Consider the following 16842-nt stretch of genomic DNA (forward strand, 5'->3'; position numbering starts at 1 on the left):
GTAAGTGCCCCTGGAAGGGCCGAAATCTTCCAAGATCTCGACAGGGGCGGTATGGGCGGTGGGGGTCGGAGGGCTCGCCGGGGAGGTTGGCTCCCCGATTCGGGGCAGCCCTCTCGAGTCGGCGGCCGGGGTGCCGTCCCGCGCCGGTCCTGTCGCGGCGACCCGTCCGAATGGCGGACGCAGACGCCAACCGTCCAGCAGCCGGCCCGGCGAACGTCGGCCCCAATCCGACGCGAGCGGTACCTCGGCGGTCAGCGCGACGGCGAAGGCGTCGCTGCTGCCCCGCGGGCCGGCACCGCTCATGCCTGGGCCGCCGGACCGGTCGGCTGCGCTCGACGGGTGCGCCGACCTCCCGGTTTCGCTCGTCGAGTGCGACCCGTCCGGCCCTCCACCCCCGGTCGCCATCTCCGGCCCGTCGACCCCGTACGCCGTGTCCACCGTTGCGCCGTCACCCACCGTGGCGCGCGTGGCGGACGCCGCGCGGCCACGCCCGTCGGGGTCCCCGGCCAGGCCAGGCCCACTCGTGCTGGTTGCGCGGCCGGGCCGACTACCTACCGTGCCGGGGGCACGACGACCCACGGTGCCGGGGGCACGACCATCCATCGAGTCGGCGGGGAACCCGGCGTCCTCCCCGACGGGCTGCGCCGGTCGGGTCACCGCGGTCCACCGGTCCGGACCGTCCTGATCGAGCCGATCGCCGAAGCCGGGGCCGCCGGCGGGTTCATCGCGCCCCTCCGTCGGTTCCGCACCGGGCGGGTCGAGGTCCAGGTCGTGCAGGAGGCCGGGCGCGTGGGCGGCGACAAGGTCCAGCCAGTGCTGCGGAGGCTCCCCGAAACGGCGTGGTGTCGCCACGGGCGCCTGTGACGGCGGCGAAAGGTGGCCGGCGGGCTCGACCCGCCCGGCGAGGCGCTGCACCGCCCCGGCCGCCGAGCGCAGCCGGCCGGCCAGCCAGCTACGCGGGCGTCGGCGCGGTGGCACCGCCGGTCTCCAGCTCCAGGCCCTCGTAGCGCAGGGTCAGCGAGGCGATGGCGATCTCGTGGCTGAGGGTGTTGAGGTGCGCGCCGCGCCACCGGGTCGGCCAGGCGTCGATCAGGTTCCAGCGCAGCACCTCGGCGGTGCCGACCGAGTCGAGCAGCACCACTGAGACGTTGCGGCGGTTGAGGGTGCCCTGGGCGGTGGCGTTCACCCAGTCCCACAACTCGCGGGAGGCGGTGAGGCCGAAGTGCAGCGTCACCGGCTCGTACTCTGCCTGACCGGGCACCATCCGCATCCGACCCAGGCCGTGCTCCCGGTACGGCTGCCCGGGGATGTTCACCTCCAGGCCGGTCATCTCGGTGAAGTGGCCGTTGGTGACGCCGTTGATGAGCAGCCGGAAGTTGTACGCCCGGTACGGGTCGACCGGGGCCCCGGGTTGCGGGGTGGCGGTGGTGGGCATGTCAGCCTCCGATCGTCTCGGTCTCGGTGCCGCCGGCCCACTGGCTCAGCTTGAACACCACGAATTCGGCGGGCTTGACGACCGCGATGCCGATGTGGGCGATCACCATGCCCGCGTCGCGGACGTCCACCGGGTTGGTCTCCTCGTCGCACTTGACGAAGAACGCCTCCTCGGGGCTGCGTCCCAGCAGCGCGCCGTCCCGCCACACCCGGGTGAGGAACGCCCCGATGTCGCGCCGGATCGAACGCCAGAGAGTGAAGTCGTTGGGCTCGAAGACCATCCACCGGGTGCCGTTGGCGATGGCCTGCTCGATGGCGATGCTGAGGCGTCGGACGTTGAGGTAGCGCCACTCGCTGGCCTCGGCGGCGAGCGTACGGGCGCCCCAGACGCGGATGCCCTCGCCGGCGAAGTAGCGGATCACGTTGACGCCCTTGGGGTTGAGCACGTCGTGTTCCGGTCGGGTGACCAGGTAACCCAGGTCGACGGCGCCGCGCACGGGTTCGTTGGCCGGGGCCTTGTGCACCCCGCGCAGGGCGTCGGTGCGGGCCCAGATGCCCGCCAGGTGCCCGCTCGGCGGGGTGAGTTCCAACTCGCCGCTGATCGGGTCGCGGACCCGCAGCCAGGGGTAGTAGAAGGCGCCGAACTCGGACTGTCGCGGCCGGTACGCGGCCCCCTCGTGGCCGCCGGAGCCGCCCGGCTGGGCCGCGCCGCCACCGGGGCCGGCCGCGCCGCTGCCCGTACCCTCGGCGGGCTTTGGGGGTTTGCCGGAGGACGGCGTGGCGACCCGGGTCAACGCGGAGATGTCGTCGATGTCCGGTGCCGGGTCGCAGATCGCGACCATGGTGCGGGTGCGCTCGGCCATGCTGAGCAGCGCCTCGTGGGACACCACGTCGTGGAAGCCGGGCGCGGCGATGATGGAGATCTCGTCGACGGCCTCCAGCAGTTGCAGGCCGCCGCGCCGCTGCCCGGTGCCGGTGATCGCGCCACCCTCGCCGACGTTGACCACCCAGCAGCGGGCACCTCCGTTGTCCAGGAAGCCGAAGACCGCCCGGGCCAGCGGGGTGCTCTCCACCCGCTCCCCACCGGCGAAGAGCCGCAGGAACTCCGTCCAGTTGTTGACCGGCACCGCCTTGCCCAGGTGGGCGCCGCGGTCCGGGGCGACGCCGACGAAGGCGGCGATGCTGGTGCTCGCCGGCCCGATCGGTCGGGCGCCGCTGGGGACCTCCTCGACATAGATGCCGGGGGAGAAGTAACTGGGCATCGGTCCTCCTGTGCCTGTGGGTGTCAGTGGGTCGGTGGCGCGCAGACGATGACGATGTCGTCCTCGGCCGGGTCGACGTCGGCGGTGAGGACGAGCCCGCGTCCGGTCAGCCGCAGCCGTACCGGGCTCGGGTGCTCGGGGTCGTGCGGGACGCCGACGATCAGGAACCGGCCCTCGGTGTCGGTGCGGGTGGCGGACCCGGTGGCGGGCAGCTCGACCCGCATCGCGGCCAGTGGCTGCTCCTGGGGGCCGACCACCCGCCCACCGAGACTGCGCACGTCGAGTTGCCGCAACCGCAGCGGTTGCAGCACCGGCGGCGCGGCCGGAGTCGGGTGGTCCACCTGCGCCGCCACGTCGATCAGCAGCGCCGGTCGGGGTGCCGTGCCGAAGGCCGTCCACAGTGGGTGGTCGCCGGCCTCCAGCACGACCGGGTAACTGCCGTCGCTGGTCGCGGCGGTGAGCACCCGGTCCAGCCGGGGCAACCCGGCCGGCCCGGTCACGCAGAGCAGGTGGCGGACCGTGAACCGGTACGGTTCGCGGACCGCGCCGCTGGAGCGGGTCTGGCGGGCCGGGCGCAGCTCCATCGGCCAGAGGGTGAGCCCGTCGGCGTCGTCGCACGGGCGGGGCGGACCGACCGGGACGGGTTCCCCCGCCGCGCTGGTCACCCAGGCGACCAGTTCGGCGGTGGCGGTCTCGATCGGTCCGCGCCCGTGGGTGCTCATCGCGGCGGCGTCCCCTGGATCCGGTACGCGATGGCCTCGTTCCACACGTGCGGGTAGACGCCGATCTCGAAGTACCGGGTGAAGCGGTTGATCGGCGCGTTGGTGTGATCGTGGTAGAGCAGCCACACCGGCGCGATGGTGAACAGGACGTAGTTGGCGAGCACCAGCGGGATGTAGAGCGGCCCGAGCAGGCGACCCTGGAAGATGTGCACGTCCTCGTGCCGCTGGATGCCCGAGCTGGAGCCGGCGCAGACGGTGCCGATGGTGGTGGCGTACCGGGGGGAGACCCCCTCCACCACGCTGACCCGACCGCTGTTCAGTGACGTGGGCCGGTCCAGTGAGTGCCCGAAGATCAGGTGCACGGTCAGGTAGATGGCGCCGACGACCGTGTTGAGCAGACTCCAGGTGTGGTCGACGACGAAGAGGAAGATGCCGCGGGCGTCCGAGGCGTACACCCCGGCGGAGGCCACCGACCAGCCGAAGACCGCGCCGACCACCAGGCCCACGACGGCGCCGATCAGCAGCCCGATGGGGCCACCGGCGAGGAAGCCGAGCAGGGCGCCGAAGCCGACCTGAACGGCCGCGCTGAGAATTCCGAAGACCATGACGACACCCCTCAGACCCAGGAACGGAAGACTCGGGGTTCACGACCCTGTGCGACCTGGGTCGGCGACGGTTGGGTCGCCTGCCGGTTGCCGGGCGGGAACTGGTTGACGCCGAGCGCGGCGGAGAAGATGACCAGCGCGTTGAAGAACGCGATGACCCACTTCTCGCCGCCGGCGTCGTCGGCGAACGCCGCGGTCAGGTAGGACAGCAGCAACGCGATGGCGATGGCGATCCACTTGCGGAGCTTGTCGCCGCTCGGGCCAAGCAGCCCGCCGATGACGTTGGTGGCCAGCAGGGTGGCGGCGCTCGCGCCGGCGATGGTCCCCAGGGCTGCCCAGGTGAAGAGATCGTTCATGACGATCCCCCTTCTGCGATGGTGCGACCGGGATGTAGTGGTGGTGGTGAGGTCCGGTGCCCCGCGGGGGAGCACCGGGACCGGTCGCCGTCGTTTCGGGGGCGGCCGGGGCCGGGCGTGGCCGGCTGAGCCGGCCACCAGATGGATCAGCCGGGCCCCGGGGCGCCGGCGGGCGGGCCCGGCGACGGGGTCGGACCGGGCGCAGCCGGCGCCGCGGGGTGACGGCGGCGAACCAGGAGTACGCCCACCGCGGCGAGCACCAGCAGGAGGAGGACACCGCCGACGAGCAGCAGCCAGGGGAACCCGTCGTCCTCCTCGCCGGCGGCAACCGGCGAGGTGGACGGTCGAGGTGGCGCCTCGGCCACGGCCCGCAGTTCGGCCGGCTTCTCCTGGTTGGGGTCGACCTTCCAACTGACCGAACGGCCGTTGACGGTGCCATTGCTGTCGATCACCCGGCCGGGAAATGTCACCGAGATCTCGAACGACATGAGCTTGAGGAACGCCTGTTGGTTTTGCGGATTCTGCTCCGCGACCTTTCCGCCATATTTTTTCGGGTCGAGCGGCAACGTGAAGCGGTACAGATCGCCATCCCTGACCAGTTTCACGCTCTCGGTGTCGAAACCGGCCAGCGGCGCCTTGCGGTAACTGATCTGGGAGCCGTAGAAAGTGTCGTCCTGGTAGAGGGTCTCCTCGCCCGCCGGTAGGGCGGGGATGTTCTGCCGCAACTCCGCGAAGGCCAGCGGGATGTTCTTGTTCCGGGCGGTCAGCACAGACTTCTGGGCCGTCAGCAGGAGCTGCCCGTCGACCGTGTCGTCGGCGTTGACGGTCAACCCCATGTTGAGTTGCATGCAGCCGCTCAGCGCGGCGAGAAGAAGGAGGCACACCGCGACGCGGAGTGCCCTGCCGCGGTTGACTCTCCTGTTCATGGGCTCAGTGTGTGTGATCGCTTTCACCATCAGCAGTCAGCGATCGGTCACAACGAAGTCGCCGATTGTACCGGCGCACTGTCGCCTTTGATTAGCCCCGACGACGACCGGAATGACTATTCTGGAGCTTTGGGGCCACGACGGTTCCTCGTCGGCCGTAGTCTGGTCGGATGAGAATTGTCGCGTGCGTCATGCTGGTGGATCCCGACGGGCAACTGCTGTTGCAACTGCGTGACGGCGACGCGACGCACCACCCGAACGTGTGGGGGCTGCCCGGCGGCCACGGCGAGCCGGGGGAGACGCCGGAGCAGACCGCCGAACGGGAGCTGTGGGAGGAGACCGGCCTGCGGGCCGACGGGCCACTGCACCCGGTCGCCGTGCAGACGCTGCCCGAGCTGGACCGGGTGAAGCACTACTTCCTCGGCAGCACCCGGGCCCGGCAGGAGGACGTGGTGCTCGGCGAGGGTGCCGCGATGCTCTTCGTTCCCGGTGCCGAGGTGCTCGACGGTCGTCAGTGGACGCCGGGCACCGTGGAGGTGTTGACCGAGTTCCTCGCCTCAGCGGAGTACGCCGCCCTGGCCAGCGGCCGGATCGCCGGGCCGGCTCAGCCCGCCGGCGGTCGCCAGTCCGCGTAGCGGGCCATGCTGCGCAGGGCCACCCGGCCCGGGATGAGTCGCAACGCGATGGTCCGCATCGCGAAGGCGATCGGGTTGTGCAGCTGCTGTCCGAACCGCCCGGCGACGTAGGAGGCACGGGCAACGGACTGACTGCGTGGTCGACGCTGCTCGTCGTACGCGGCCAGGGCGGCGGGCACTCCCTCGGCGCCGCCGGCGCAGACCGCGCCGAGCACCGCCGCGTCCTCGATCGCCTGCCCGGCGCCCTGCCCGAGGTTGGGTGTCATCGGATGAGCGGCGTCGCCGAGCAGCGCCACCCGACCCCGCACGTACGAGGGCAGCGGCTCGGCCAGGTAGTGGATGTCGTTGCGCAGCACGACGTCGGGTGGGGTTGCCGCGAGAAGCGCCGGGATGGGGTCGTGCCATTCGCCGAAGTGCTCCCGCACGGCCGCCAGCTCGTCGGGGGCTTGGCCGCCGGGCGGGGCGTTCAGCGCGCCGTACCAGTAGAGCTGGCCGTCGCCGATCGGCACCATGCCGAACTCGGCTCCCGGCCCCCAGGTGATGGCGGCCGGGATCGGATCGGGAAACGCGATGGCCGCCCGCCACGTCGTCGAACCGGCGTACACCGGGCCGGGGTGTTGCGGCCAGAGCTGGGTGCGGACCTGGCTGCGCAGGCCGTCGGCCCCGACCACCAGATCGGCGGTGAGGGTGTGCGGGCCGTCGGGCGCCTGGTAGCGCACCTCGGCGCGGTCCGGGCCGGACTCGACGTGCTGCACTGTGGCGTTGGTGTGCAGGGACGAGGCGGGCAGGGCCTCGCGCAGGGTGCGGTGCAGCGTGGCCCGGTGCACGCCGAGCGCCGTGGTGCCCAGCTGCCGGATCATCTCCGAGGCGTCCACCCGGGACAACCACCGCCCGTGCCGGTTGCGGATTCCACCGGGCGCCTCGCCGTTTCCACCCCGGCGCAGGGCCGGGCCGAGGCCGAGGGCGTCCACCCCGCGTACGGCGTTGGCCATCAGGCTCAGGCCGGCGCCGACCTCACGCAGCTCCGGGGCGCGCTCCAGCACGGTGACCCGCCAGCCGTGCCGGTGCAGGGCGAGCGCCGCGCTCAACCCGCCGATGCCGGCGCCCACCACCACCGCGTGTGAGTCGTCCATGGCGATCCTCCTTCTACATCTGTAGAAGAGCGATACTACCTGCGGACCCCGGAAAGGAGGAGTGCCATGACGGCGCGGGCGAACCGGATCGCGACGCTGACCGACGCGGCCATCGAACTGATCGCCGACGGTGGCATGCGAGCCCTGACCCACCGGGCGGTCGACGCCCGCGCCGGGATGCCGCCGGGCACCACCTCCGCGTACCTGCGGACCCGTCAGGCCCTGATCGAGGCGGTGGTGGGACGGCTCGCCGAGCGGGACCGGGCCGACCTGGCGGCGTACGACCTGCCGACCGGCCCGCCACCCCCGACGCCGGCCCCCCGGCTCGACGGCGACGACCTCGACGCGCTCGCCGCCGGCGTCGCCGAGGTGCTCGACCGCTGGTTGAGCGTCGGACGCAGCCGGAGCCTCGCCCGCTACGCCTGCCTGCTGGAGGCGGTGCACCGGCCCGAGCTGCGCGGCATCCTGCAGCACGGCACCGGCCTGCGGGTGCAGGCCAGGGACCTGCTGACGCGGGCCGGGGCGACCGACCCCGAGCGGCAGGGCGACCAGTTCGTCGCGTTCGTGGACGGGCTGCTCTTCGACCGACTGGCCGGCGCGGGCGCGCTCAGCGCCCCACAGCCCGGCAGCGCGGCCAGCCGCGCCGACCTGAGCGCTGCCGTCCGTACGCTGCTGCGCGCCCTCACCGGAACCTGACCCGACCGCCGCTGGTCGTCGTCGAGCAGGGGCGGGGAGCGGCCCGGTGATCAGGTCCGGCGCGTGATGGGAGACGATCGCCCAGGGATGCCGTGGGCCGCGGCATGGTGCCATGGGCCGGCCCTTTGGAGCTGAATCGTTTACGACATCGAGCCTGATGCGTCTACGGCATCAGCTCGAAAGGGGGAGCGGACTCCATGCTGCCGGAGACCTGCGGCGTGGTGTCGCGTTGGCGGTGTGCCGCCGTGAGCGAGTGTCTGTTGCGACCTGACGGTGCCGTGCGTGATGCGGCGGCGGCGGTGCGGTGGTGTGGTGTCGCGGGTCGGCGGTGTGCCGGCGTGAGCGGGTGGCGAGTGTGGTGAGCTGGCGGCCTGGCGTCGGGCCGGAGCGCGGCGGGCCGGCCGGCGGGGGCGGGAGAGGTTGGGCGATGGTGCGGTTCAGCGGCCTGCGGACGGCCGGCGGGCGGTTGCGGCACGGCTGGCGGCCGGTGCTGGAGGCGACCGTCGCGGCTACCGTGGCCTGGCTGCTGGCCACCCGGCTGCTCGGGCACCCGCAGCCGTTCTTCGCGCCGGCCGCCGCGCTGATCGTCCTCGGTCAGGCCCGGGGGCAGCGCATCCGCCGAGCGGTCGAGGTCGTCCTCGGGGTCGCCGCCGGGGTGCTCGTCGCGGACCTTGTGGTGCAGGCGCTCGGCCCGGGCAGCACCTGGACGGTCTTCACCGTCATCCTGCTCACCGTCCTTCTCGCGGTGGCCTTCGGCGCCACCGGCGTGACGCTGGTGCAGGCGGCGGTCTCCGCGCTCTACCTGGTGGTGGTCGCACCGCCGGACGGGTCGTTGGTGCCGTTCCGCTTCGTCGACGCGCTGGTCGGCGGCGCGGTTGCGCTCGCGGCCAGTCTGCTGGTCGACGCCCGGCATCCGCTGGCCCCGCTGGTCGCCGAGGTGCGGCGGACCTTCGACGAGTTGGCCGGGCTGCTGGGCGGGATCGCCGACGCGCTGGACGACCGCGACGAGCCGGCGGCGGTCGCCGCGCTGAGGCAGGCCCGGGGGATGGACGCCCGGGTGGACGGGCTGCGCGACGGAGTGCTGGCCGCCGGTGAGGCGCTGCGGCTCAACGTCCGTCGACGCCGGCACATCGGTCGCCTGCGCTCGGTGGACGAGTCGATCCGGCAGATCGACTACGCGGTCCGCAACGTCCGGGTGCTGGCCCGTGCGGGCGTGACCCTCAGCCGGCTGCACGCCCCGGCCCCGCCCGAGCTGGGTGCCGCCCTGCGGTCACTGGCCGAGGCGGTCCGTCAGGCCGGTGCCGCACTCGCCGCCGACCTGAACGGGCAGGAGGAGGAGACCGCCGACCAGCATGCCACCCGGGCCGACGAGTCGGCGTTGGCCGCGGTGCACACCGCCGGGCAGCTCTTCGGCTCCACGCAGACCCTCCCCCTGGCGATGATCATCGGTCAGGTCCGGGCCACTGCCATCGACCTGCTGCGCGGGGTCAACCCGGAGGACGACGCCGCCGTCCTCGCCCGCGTCGACGACGCCCTCGGCCTCCCGCCGGTCTGACGTCCGCACCGCTCAGGGGTGGTCCGCTGCCCGTGGGGGATGGGCGGTGAGCCAGGCGATGGCGGAATCACGGATCGGGGTGGGAATGTCGTGGCCGCCGGGGAACTCCTGGTAGGTCACGTCGTAGCCGAGGTCGTGCAGGCGGGGGACGAGGCGGCGGCTGCACACGTCGATGGGCAGCACCCGGTCGTCGACGCCGTGCGAGATGAAGATCCGTGGCTGGCCGTGGGTGACCGGTGGCGCGGCGAAACCGGGGGAGAAGGCCAGCACCGCGTCGACCAGATCCCCGTTCGCCAGGCCCAGCGACAGCGCGTACGAGGCGCCGTCGGAGAAGCCACCGACCGTCACGTCGGACACCGGATAGGTGTCGAAGACGGTCGCCAACAGCCCGTCGATGCGTCCCACGTCCGCCCCGAAGCCGCCGGCGATCAGGTCCCAACTGGCCGCCGACGAATCCGGGGCGACCAGCAGCAGGTGCTGCGCGTCCGCGACCGGCAACAGCAGGTCCAGCCCCTGTCGCGCCGAACCGCCCGCACCGTGCAGGAGCACCACCAACCGGTACGCCGAACCGTCGCTCGCCGGCTCCGGGGCGTACCCCAGGGCCAGCCGGTCCCCGGCGGGGCCGGTCATCGGCACCAGCCCGGTGCGGCCCGGCGCCACCGGCGGGTGGCGGCGGGCGGTCAACCGGCCGTCCCGGGGGCTCGGCGCCGGGTCCCAGTGCGACGGCGCGGAGTCGGACACGGGTCGGCGCTCCTCGCTGTGGACGAAAGGTCCGACGCGGTTACCCGGCCGGTGCGGGGTTAACCGTCGGCGTGCCCAGCTGGGCGTCGATTCAGGCGCTGGCCCGCGCCACCAGAGCGGAGGGGAAGAGGGTCACCGGTGCCGCCGGGCGACCGTCCAGCAGAGCGGAGGCCGCAGCGACGGCGATCCGCCCCACCGGATGACTCGCCGTGGTCAGCGCCGGTGCGGTCATCCCGGCCAGCGGAATGTCGTCGAAGCCGGCCACCGCGACGTCGCCGGGCACCCGCGCGCCGGCGTCCCGCAGGCCCGCGATCACACCGAGCGCGGTGTCGTCGCTGATCGCGTAGATCGCGTCGATGTCCGGCCAGCGGCGCAGCGCCTCGCCGGCCGCCGTCCGGCCGCGCGCCGCCCTGAAATCCCCGGGCAGTATCCGCTCCGGTAGACCGGCCTCGGCCATGAGCCGGCGGTACGTCTGCACCGGGCGTTGTGCGCAGGGCAGCCACCGGGGGCCGGTCACCATGGCGATCCGGCGGCGACCCGAGGCGTACAGGTGGCGCAGCACCGCTTCGGAGCCGGCGGCGTTGTCGACGTCGAACGATGGCACCGTCGCCGAGCCGACGCCGATCGAGACCACCCGACCGCGTAGTGACGGGGGCACCGCCTCCAGCAGATCCTCGGTCGTGTTGACCAGGATCACCCCGCACACGCTGCGATCGCCGTCGAGTTGGTCGAGGCTGCGGGGGTCGCCGAACGGCAGCCAGTGCAGCGCCACCCCGACACCGGCGGGCGTGCACACCCGGGCGGCCGAGCCGACCACCTGGTGCACGTACGGGTCGTCCAGCACCGCGGCGCTGGTCCCCTGGACGGCCACGACAAGGCGTACGCCGACGCCGCGGACCAGCGCCCGGGCGGCCGGATTGGGCACGTAGCCGAGCTGGTCGACGGCTGCCGTGACCTGTTTCCGGGCGGCCGGCGAGGCGAACCCGGTGCCGGCGATCACCCGCGACGCCGTGGACCGGGACACCCCGGCGACCCGGGCCACGTCCTCGAGGGTGGCCGCTCGGTGTGCCGCTGTCGTCATCGTCGCCTCCTGCGGCGGCCCGTCCGGTCGGACCAACGCCTGCTCACATCATGCCCCGGCCGCACCAACAGCGGTAAGGGGCGGTTGCCGGTTGCGGTGGTAGCGCTCTCAGGTGTGCGATCGTGCCAGCAGATCACCCCGAGAAAGAGGACCCACCCCCGTGAGCGCCCCCACCAGTCGACCCGTAGCCCCGGACACCGCATCGCCGACAGTGCGGGCGGTGCGGCTCGCCCGCAACGGCGTCGCTGTCACCTTCACCCTCAACGGGCTGGCCGTCGGCAGCTGGTTCTCCCGCGTCCCGGCGGTCCGTGAGGCGTTGGACCTCTCCGCCGGCCGACTCGGGTTGCTGCTGCTGGCGATGAGCGTCGGCGCGCTGCTCGCCATGCCCACCTCCGGCCTGCTCGCCCAGCGATTCGGTGCGGCCCGCACCGTCACCATGGCCACCGTGGTGGTCGCGGTCGGCCTGACCGTGGCGGGGCTGGGCGCCACGATGACCGGGTCGTTCGCCATCGTCGCCCTGGGGTTGGTCGCCCTCGGCTACGGCTCCGGCGCCTGCGACGTGGCGATGAACGTCGAGGGCGCGGCGGTGGAACGGCGGCTCGGGCGTACGATCATGCCCCGTTTCCACGCCGGATGGAGCCTCGGTTCGGTGGCCGGAGCGGCGCTCGGCGCCGGGGCGGCCCGGTTCGACGTGTCCGTTGGCGCGCACCTCGTCGCGGTGGCGGTGGTCGTGTTGACCGGCACCACGCTCGCCGCCCGGACGTTCCTGCCCGTGGGCAGCGATCACACCGGCGACCCGGCGGACGCCACCCCGGCCGCCCGTCGCCGGGCGCAACTCGCCGCCTGGCGGGAGCCGCGCACCCTGCTGATCGGGCTGTTCGTGCTGGTGGCGGCGTTCACCGAGGGTGCCGCCAACGACTGGCTGGCCGTCGCGTTCATCGACGGACGGAACCTCAGCGAGGCTGCCGGCGCGGCGGTCTTCGCCGTCTTCGTGGTGGGCATGACCGTCGGGCGCACCGCCGGCACCATCGCGCTGGACCGGTGGGGTCGAGTCCCGGTGCTCAGCGGCACCATCGGTCTCGCCGTGGTCGGCGCCGGCCTGGCCGTGCTGGCGGGCTCCGGGCCGGTGGCCATCATCGGCGTCGCACTGTGGGGCCTCGGCGCGTCGCTGGGTTTCCCGGTCGGGATGAGCGCGGCGGCCGACGACGAGGCGCACGCGGCGGTGCGGGTGAGCGTGGTCGCGGTGATCGGCTACACCGCGTTCCTCGGTGGCCCGCCGTTGCTGGGGCTGATCGGCGATGAGGTCGGCACCCTGCGCGCGCTGCTGGCGGTGCCGCTGCTGCTGCTGCCGACCCTGCTGCTGGTGCCGGTGCTGCGCCCGCCGCACCCCGCTGAAACTGCTCCGTCGGTAGATAAAAACTAACCCATTTCGCCGCCGGGCGGTATCGGGTGCGCGGCCGACTGCGCCGCGCGCCCGTGCTGGTTACGGTCGCCCGATGCCAACCGACGAGATCACCGCCGCCGCAGCGGGTAGCTGGACCCTGGGCGACCGCACCGTGCACCGGATGGGCTTCGGCTCGATGCGGATCACCGCCAACCCCGACAGTGACCAGGCAGTGGCCCTGCTGCGCCGCGCCGTGGAGTTGGGCGTCAACCACATCGACACGGCCGCGTTCTACGTCTCACCCGGCGGCACCCTGCGCGTCGGCACCGGCCCGGCCCGCTACGCCACCGAGCTGATCCGCGCGGCGCTCGCCCCGTACCCGGAGGACCTGGTGATCGCCACCAAGATCGGCTTCGGGTACGACCCGGAGGCGGGCTTCACCGAGGCCTTCACCCCGGCGCAGTTGCGGGCCCAGGTGGAGGAGAACCTCCGCCGGCTCGGCCGCGACCAGCTCGACGTGGTGAACCTGCGCCTCGGCCGGGGGCCGGGCGCGGTGCCGGTGGCCGACCGGTTCGGTGCGCTCGCCGAGCTGCGGGCCGCCGGGCTGATCCGGCACCTCGGGCTCTCCAACGTCCGGCCGGAGCAGCTGGACGAGGTGGCGGGCATCGCGCCGGTGGTCTGCGTACAGAACAACTACGGGGTGGACGCCTACCGGGAGCAGGACGCGCTCGTCCGGCTCTGCGGTGAGCGGGGCATCGCCTACGTGCCGTTCTTCGCGCTGGCCGGCACCGGACGGGAGACGGGCGCGAGCACCGCCCAGGGCGAGGCCGTGGAGGCGGTCGCCCGCGCGCACGGCGTCACCCCGCAGCAGGTACGCCTCGCCTGGACCCTGCACCAGGGCCCCCACGTGCTCGCCATCCCCGGCACCTCGGACCCGGAGCACCTGGCGCAGAACATCGCCGCTGGAGGCCTACGCCTGACCCCGGAAGACCTGACCCGTCTGCACTGATCGTCCACCCGCCACCGCTCAGGCCCGCACGACGTGCACCACAATCTCCTGACCGTCGCCCACCGTGCCGGAGAACCCCTCCGACAACGCGTCCGCAACCGTCAACTGGAGCGCGAGGGTCTCGTGCGCGATGAGCTTCTGATGCGTGGAGATCGCCGCCGCGACGTCAGCGGAGGCGGCGATCGACACCGTGATCCGGTCGGAGACCTCGAAGTCGGCGTCGCGGCGGGCCTGCTGGATGATCCGTACGACGTCGCGTGCGACGCCCTCGGCTGCCAGTTCGGGGGTGATCTCGGTGTCCAACGCGATCGTCACGCCGCGCTGGGACTCCACTACCCAACCGCTGCGCGGCACCTCCGTGATCAGGATGTCGTCCAGGCCCACCTCGACCTGCTCACCGTCGACCGACAGTGCGTACGTCCCGTTCGCCCGGAGGCCGTCGACCAGAGCCCCGGGGGCCACGGCGGCGATCGCCTTCGCGACGTGCTGGGTGCGGTTGCCGAACCGGCGGCCCAGGGTCCGGAAGTTCGCCTTGACCTGCACGTCGATGATCCCGCTCTGCGGATCGAGCGGCTGGAGGACCTTCACGTTCAACTCGTCGCCGATGTCGTCCAGCAACGCCTGCGGGAGAACCGTGCCGGCCGGCAGCCCCACGAGCGCCCGGCTCAACGGCTGACGGATCCGCAGACTGCTCGCCTTACGCGCGGACCGCCCCGCCTCAGCCAACGCCCGCGCCGTGGCCACCTGGGCCGACAACTCAGTGCTGATCAGTGTGGTGTCGGGTGTCGGCCAGGTCGCCAGGTGCACCGACTCCGGAGCCGACTCGGCACCGCGCCGGACGACCTGCTGCCACACCTCCTCCGTGACGAAGGGAATGAACGGCGCCAGTAGCCGAGTGAGGATGTCGAGGCACTCGTACAGGGTGGTGAGGGCGTCGGGGTCGCCCTCCCAGAAACGCTGCCGCGACCGCCGTACGTACCAGTTCGACAGGTCGTCGATGAAGTCGGCGAGCAGTCGGCCGGCGCGCGCCGTGTCGTAGTTCTGCATCCGTTCGTCAACGGCGGCGGCGAGGGCGTGGACCTCGCCGACGATCCACCGGTCCAACACCGGTCGCTGGGCGACCGGCTGCGCCAGATGCGGCGCCCACGTCGAGTTCGCCGCGTAGAGGGAGAAGAACGCCGCGGTGTTCCAGTAGGTCATCAACACCTTGCGGACGATCTCGTCGAGTGGGCCGGGCCCGACCCGGCGCGGCGACCACGGTGAGCCGGAGCACGCCATGAACCAGCGCACCGCGTCGGCGCCGTGGGTGTCCATCAACGGGATCGGCAGCAGGATGTTGCCCAGGTGTTTGCTCATCTTGCGGCCGTCCTCCGCCAGGATGTGCCCGAGGCAGACGACGTTCTCGTACGGGGACCGGTCGAAGACCAGGGTGCCCACCGCCATCAGCGTGTAGAACCACCCCCGCGTCTGATCGATCGCCTCACAGATGTACTGGGCCGGGTAGGTGCGCTCGAAGATCTCCCTGCTACCCGGCACGTGGGGGTAGCCCACCGACGCGAACGGCATCGCTCCCGAGTCGTACCAGGCGTCGATCACCTCGGGGACCCGGGTGGCGACCTGGCCGCAGTCCGGGCAGGCGACGGTGATCTCGTCGACGTACGGGCGGTGCGGATCCAGCTCGGACAGGTCGGCGCCGGCCAGCACTCCGAGCTCCGCACGGGAACCGACAGCTGTCACGTGGTTGTCCGGGCATCGCCACAGCGGCAGCGGGGTGCCCCAGTACCGGGAGCGGGACACCGCCCAGTCGATGTTGTTCTTCAGCCAGTCGCCGTAGCGGCCGTGTTTGATGTGCTCCGGGAACCAGTTGGTGTTCTCGTTCTCCCGCGTCAGCTCGTCGCGGACCTCGGTCGTCCGGATGTACCAGGACGGCTGCGCGTAGTACATCAGCGGGGTGTGGCACCGCCAGCAGTGCGGGTAGGGGTGCTCGAACGGCTCGTGCCGGAACAACCGGCCGGACTTCCGGAGACGGTCGATGAGCAACGCGTCGGCGTCCTTGAAGAACACCCCACCGACCAGGTCGATGCCGTCGTTGAACCGCCCGTTCGGGGCGACCGGGTTGACCAGCGGCAATCCGTAGGCGCGGCAGACGGCGAGGTCGTCCGCGCCGAAGGCCGGCGCCTGGTGCACCAGGCCGGTGCCGTCCTCGGTCGTGACGTACTCCGCGAGGACCACCCGGTGCGCGTCCGGGATGTCCACCAGGTCGAACGGCCGCTCGTACCGCAAACCCTCGAGGGCCGACCCCGGTACGGTCGCCAGGATCTCCGCCTCGTCGCCGAGGACCCGCTGGGTCAGCGGTTCGGCGACGACGAACGTGCCCTGCTCGGTGCGGGCGAGGGCGTACGTCACGGTGGGGTGTACGGCGACTGCGGTGTTGGACACCAGGGTCCACGGGGTGGTGGTCCAGATCAGCAGGTCGACACCGCTGTGTCCGCCTACCTCCCCGCGCACCGGAAACCGCACGTACACGGAGGGGTCGGTGACGGTCTCGTACCCCTGCGCCACCTCGTGGTCGGACAGGGTCGTGCCGTCGCGGGTGCAGTACGGCGCGACTCGGAAGTCCTCCACCAGGCGCCCGCCGTCGTGGATCTGCTTCAGTGACCACCAGACGCTGTCCACGTATTCTGCGGACATGGTCTGGTACGGGTGCTCCAGGTCGATCCAGTACCCCATACGTTCGCTGAGCTGGACGAACTCGTCCACGTGCCGCAGCACCGAGGTGCGGCACCGGGCGTTGAACTCCGCGACGCCCAGTTTCTCGATGTCGGGCTTGCCACTCAGCCCCAGTTCCTTCTCCACAGCGAGCTCAACCGGCAGGCCGTGGCAGTCCCACCCGGCGCGGCGCGGCACCGAGAAGCCCCGCATCGTCCGGTATCGGGGAAAGAGGTCCTTGAAGACCCTCGCCTCGATGTGGTGGGTGCCCGGCGTGCCGTTGGCGGTCGGCGGCCCCTCGTAGAACACCCACGGCGGACCGTCGGCCGTCTGCTCCAGACTCCGGTTGAAGACGTTGTTGGTCTGCCACCACTCGATGACCGCACGGTCGATCCCACCGAGGTCGATCTTGGTGGGCAGTGGCACGAATGGCGACTTCGATGGACCGTCCGGCACCGACGTTCTCCCTACACTTCACATCCGCTCGCACGGGCATCAGCTCACTGCCCATGCGGGGACGAAGCGCCGGGCGTATGGCCAGGACTCCGCGGTACCACCCCGCTTGCGCCTCGACGGTGCAGGCGCCGCTCACTT

The 16842-nt window shown here is 72.3% G+C and carries 15 protein-coding genes; 5 read left to right on the forward strand and 10 right to left on the reverse strand.

The annotated features are described in order from the left end of the window. Positions 1-952: 952 nt before the first annotated feature. The 6 genes from OH804_RS10645 to OH804_RS10670 form a co-directional block, all read right to left on the reverse strand. A complete protein-coding gene (locus OH804_RS10645; protein ID WP_030327509.1) occupies positions 953-1435 on the reverse strand; it encodes a phage tail protein in 483 nt (160 codons plus the stop codon). Position 1436: 1 nt separating this feature from the next. Continuing rightward, entirely contained in the window at positions 1437-2696 is a 1260-nt protein-coding gene (locus OH804_RS10650) for a phage tail sheath family protein (protein ID WP_406064715.1), read from the reverse strand. Between the two features lie 23 nt (positions 2697-2719). Beyond that, entirely contained in the window at positions 2720-3418 is a 699-nt protein-coding gene (locus OH804_RS10655; RefSeq protein ID WP_196923246.1) for a carboxypeptidase regulatory-like domain-containing protein, read from the reverse strand. Then, complete coding sequence (locus tag OH804_RS10660) at positions 3415-4023, reverse strand: glycine zipper family protein (RefSeq protein WP_406064717.1); 609 nt, start codon at positions 4021-4023, stop codon at positions 3415-3417. The genes OH804_RS10655 and OH804_RS10660 overlap by 4 nt, the downstream gene beginning before the upstream one ends. A gap of 11 nt (positions 4024-4034) precedes the next feature. Further along, the gene (locus OH804_RS10665) at positions 4035-4379 is read right to left on the reverse strand and encodes a hypothetical protein (protein WP_141909604.1); all 345 of its coding nucleotides are present in this window, start codon (positions 4377-4379) and stop codon (positions 4035-4037) included. A gap of 146 nt (positions 4380-4525) precedes the next feature. Beyond that, entirely contained in the window at positions 4526-5305 is a 780-nt protein-coding gene (locus OH804_RS10670) for an LppM family (lipo)protein (RefSeq protein WP_406064719.1), read from the reverse strand. A gap of 170 nt (positions 5306-5475) precedes the next feature. On the opposite strand from OH804_RS10670, the gene OH804_RS10675 reads away from it, so the two are divergent. After that, positions 5476-5940, forward strand: a complete 465-nt coding sequence (locus OH804_RS10675) for an NUDIX domain-containing protein (protein ID WP_196923242.1) — start codon at positions 5476-5478, stop codon at positions 5938-5940. On the opposite strand, the gene OH804_RS10680 is transcribed toward OH804_RS10675, so the two are convergent. After that, the gene (locus OH804_RS10680; RefSeq protein WP_406064722.1) at positions 5910-7073 is read right to left on the reverse strand and encodes an FAD-dependent oxidoreductase; all 1164 of its coding nucleotides are present in this window, start codon (positions 7071-7073) and stop codon (positions 5910-5912) included. The two genes, OH804_RS10675 and OH804_RS10680, sit on opposite strands and share 31 nt — an antisense overlap. A gap of 66 nt (positions 7074-7139) precedes the next feature. Here OH804_RS10680 and OH804_RS10685 point away from each other — a divergent pair, with 66 nt between their 5' ends. Both OH804_RS10685 and OH804_RS10690 read left to right on the forward strand, forming a co-directional pair. Next, entirely contained in the window at positions 7140-7769 is a 630-nt protein-coding gene (locus tag OH804_RS10685; RefSeq protein WP_196923240.1) for a TetR/AcrR family transcriptional regulator, read from the forward strand. A 427-nt stretch (positions 7770-8196) separates the two neighbouring features. Beyond that, the gene (locus tag OH804_RS10690; protein ID WP_406064724.1) at positions 8197-9324 is read left to right on the forward strand and encodes an FUSC family protein; all 1128 of its coding nucleotides are present in this window, start codon (positions 8197-8199) and stop codon (positions 9322-9324) included. Between the two features lie 12 nt (positions 9325-9336). Here the strand turns inward: OH804_RS10690 and OH804_RS10695 are convergent, their stop codons facing one another. Next, positions 9337-10065, reverse strand: coding sequence for an alpha/beta hydrolase (locus tag OH804_RS10695; RefSeq protein ID WP_406064726.1), 729 nt, complete (start codon positions 10063-10065; stop codon positions 9337-9339). Positions 10066-10156: 91 nt separating this feature from the next. Further along, entirely contained in the window at positions 10157-11146 is a 990-nt protein-coding gene (locus OH804_RS10700) for a LacI family DNA-binding transcriptional regulator (protein ID WP_406064728.1), read from the reverse strand. A 160-nt stretch (positions 11147-11306) separates the two neighbouring features. On the opposite strand from OH804_RS10700, the gene OH804_RS10705 reads away from it, so the two are divergent. Both OH804_RS10705 and OH804_RS10710 read left to right on the forward strand, forming a co-directional pair. After that, complete coding sequence (locus OH804_RS10705; protein ID WP_406064730.1) at positions 11307-12569, forward strand: MFS transporter; 1263 nt, start codon at positions 11307-11309, stop codon at positions 12567-12569. 73 nt (positions 12570-12642) lie between these two features. Beyond that, on the forward strand, positions 12643-13539 hold the full coding sequence (locus OH804_RS10710; protein ID WP_406064732.1) for an aldo/keto reductase: 897 nt from the start codon (positions 12643-12645) through the stop codon (positions 13537-13539). Between the two features lie 18 nt (positions 13540-13557). Here OH804_RS10710 and ileS read toward each other — a convergent pair whose 3' ends face one another. Next, positions 13558-16704 carry an isoleucine--tRNA ligase gene (ileS, locus tag OH804_RS10715; RefSeq protein ID WP_406064734.1) on the reverse strand — a complete coding sequence of 1049 codons (3147 nt, stop codon included), beginning with the start codon at positions 16702-16704 and terminating at the stop codon, positions 13558-13560. Positions 16705-16842 lie beyond the last annotated feature (138 nt).

Origin of the sequence: Micromonospora sp. NBC_00860 (assembly GCF_045207375.1) — a bacterium.
Classification (GTDB): Bacteria; Actinomycetota; Actinomycetes; order Mycobacteriales; family Micromonosporaceae; genus Micromonospora; species Micromonospora vinacea.

Bases quoted from the DNA above. Each gene is read 5' to 3' on its own strand.
- OH804_RS10675 (WP_196923242.1), top strand. From the start codon at position 5,476: ATGAGAATTGTCGCGTGCGTCATGCTGGTGGATCCCGACGGGCAACTG.
- OH804_RS10655 (WP_196923246.1), bottom strand. From the start codon at position 3,418: ATGAGCACCCACGGGCGCGGACCGATCGAGACCGCCACCGCCGAACTG.
- OH804_RS10685 (WP_196923240.1), top strand. From the start codon at position 7,140: ATGACGGCGCGGGCGAACCGGATCGCGACGCTGACCGACGCGGCCATC.
- OH804_RS10690 (WP_406064724.1), top strand. From the start codon at position 8,197: ATGGTGCGGTTCAGCGGCCTGCGGACGGCCGGCGGGCGGTTGCGGCAC.
- OH804_RS10650 (WP_406064715.1), bottom strand. From the start codon at position 2,696: ATGCCCAGTTACTTCTCCCCCGGCATCTATGTCGAGGAGGTCCCCAGC.
- OH804_RS10700 (WP_406064728.1), bottom strand. From the start codon at position 11,146: ATGACGACAGCGGCACACCGAGCGGCCACCCTCGAGGACGTGGCCCGG.
- OH804_RS10660 (WP_406064717.1), bottom strand. From the start codon at position 4,023: ATGGTCTTCGGAATTCTCAGCGCGGCCGTTCAGGTCGGCTTCGGCGCC.
- OH804_RS10665 (WP_141909604.1), bottom strand. From the start codon at position 4,379: ATGAACGATCTCTTCACCTGGGCAGCCCTGGGGACCATCGCCGGCGCG.
- OH804_RS10670 (WP_406064719.1), bottom strand. From the start codon at position 5,305: ATGAACAGGAGAGTCAACCGCGGCAGGGCACTCCGCGTCGCGGTGTGC.
- OH804_RS10680 (WP_406064722.1), bottom strand. From the start codon at position 7,073: ATGGACGACTCACACGCGGTGGTGGTGGGCGCCGGCATCGGCGGGTTG.
- OH804_RS10710 (WP_406064732.1), top strand. From the start codon at position 12,643: ATGCCAACCGACGAGATCACCGCCGCCGCAGCGGGTAGCTGGACCCTG.
- OH804_RS10645 (WP_030327509.1), bottom strand. From the start codon at position 1,435: ATGCCCACCACCGCCACCCCGCAACCCGGGGCCCCGGTCGACCCGTAC.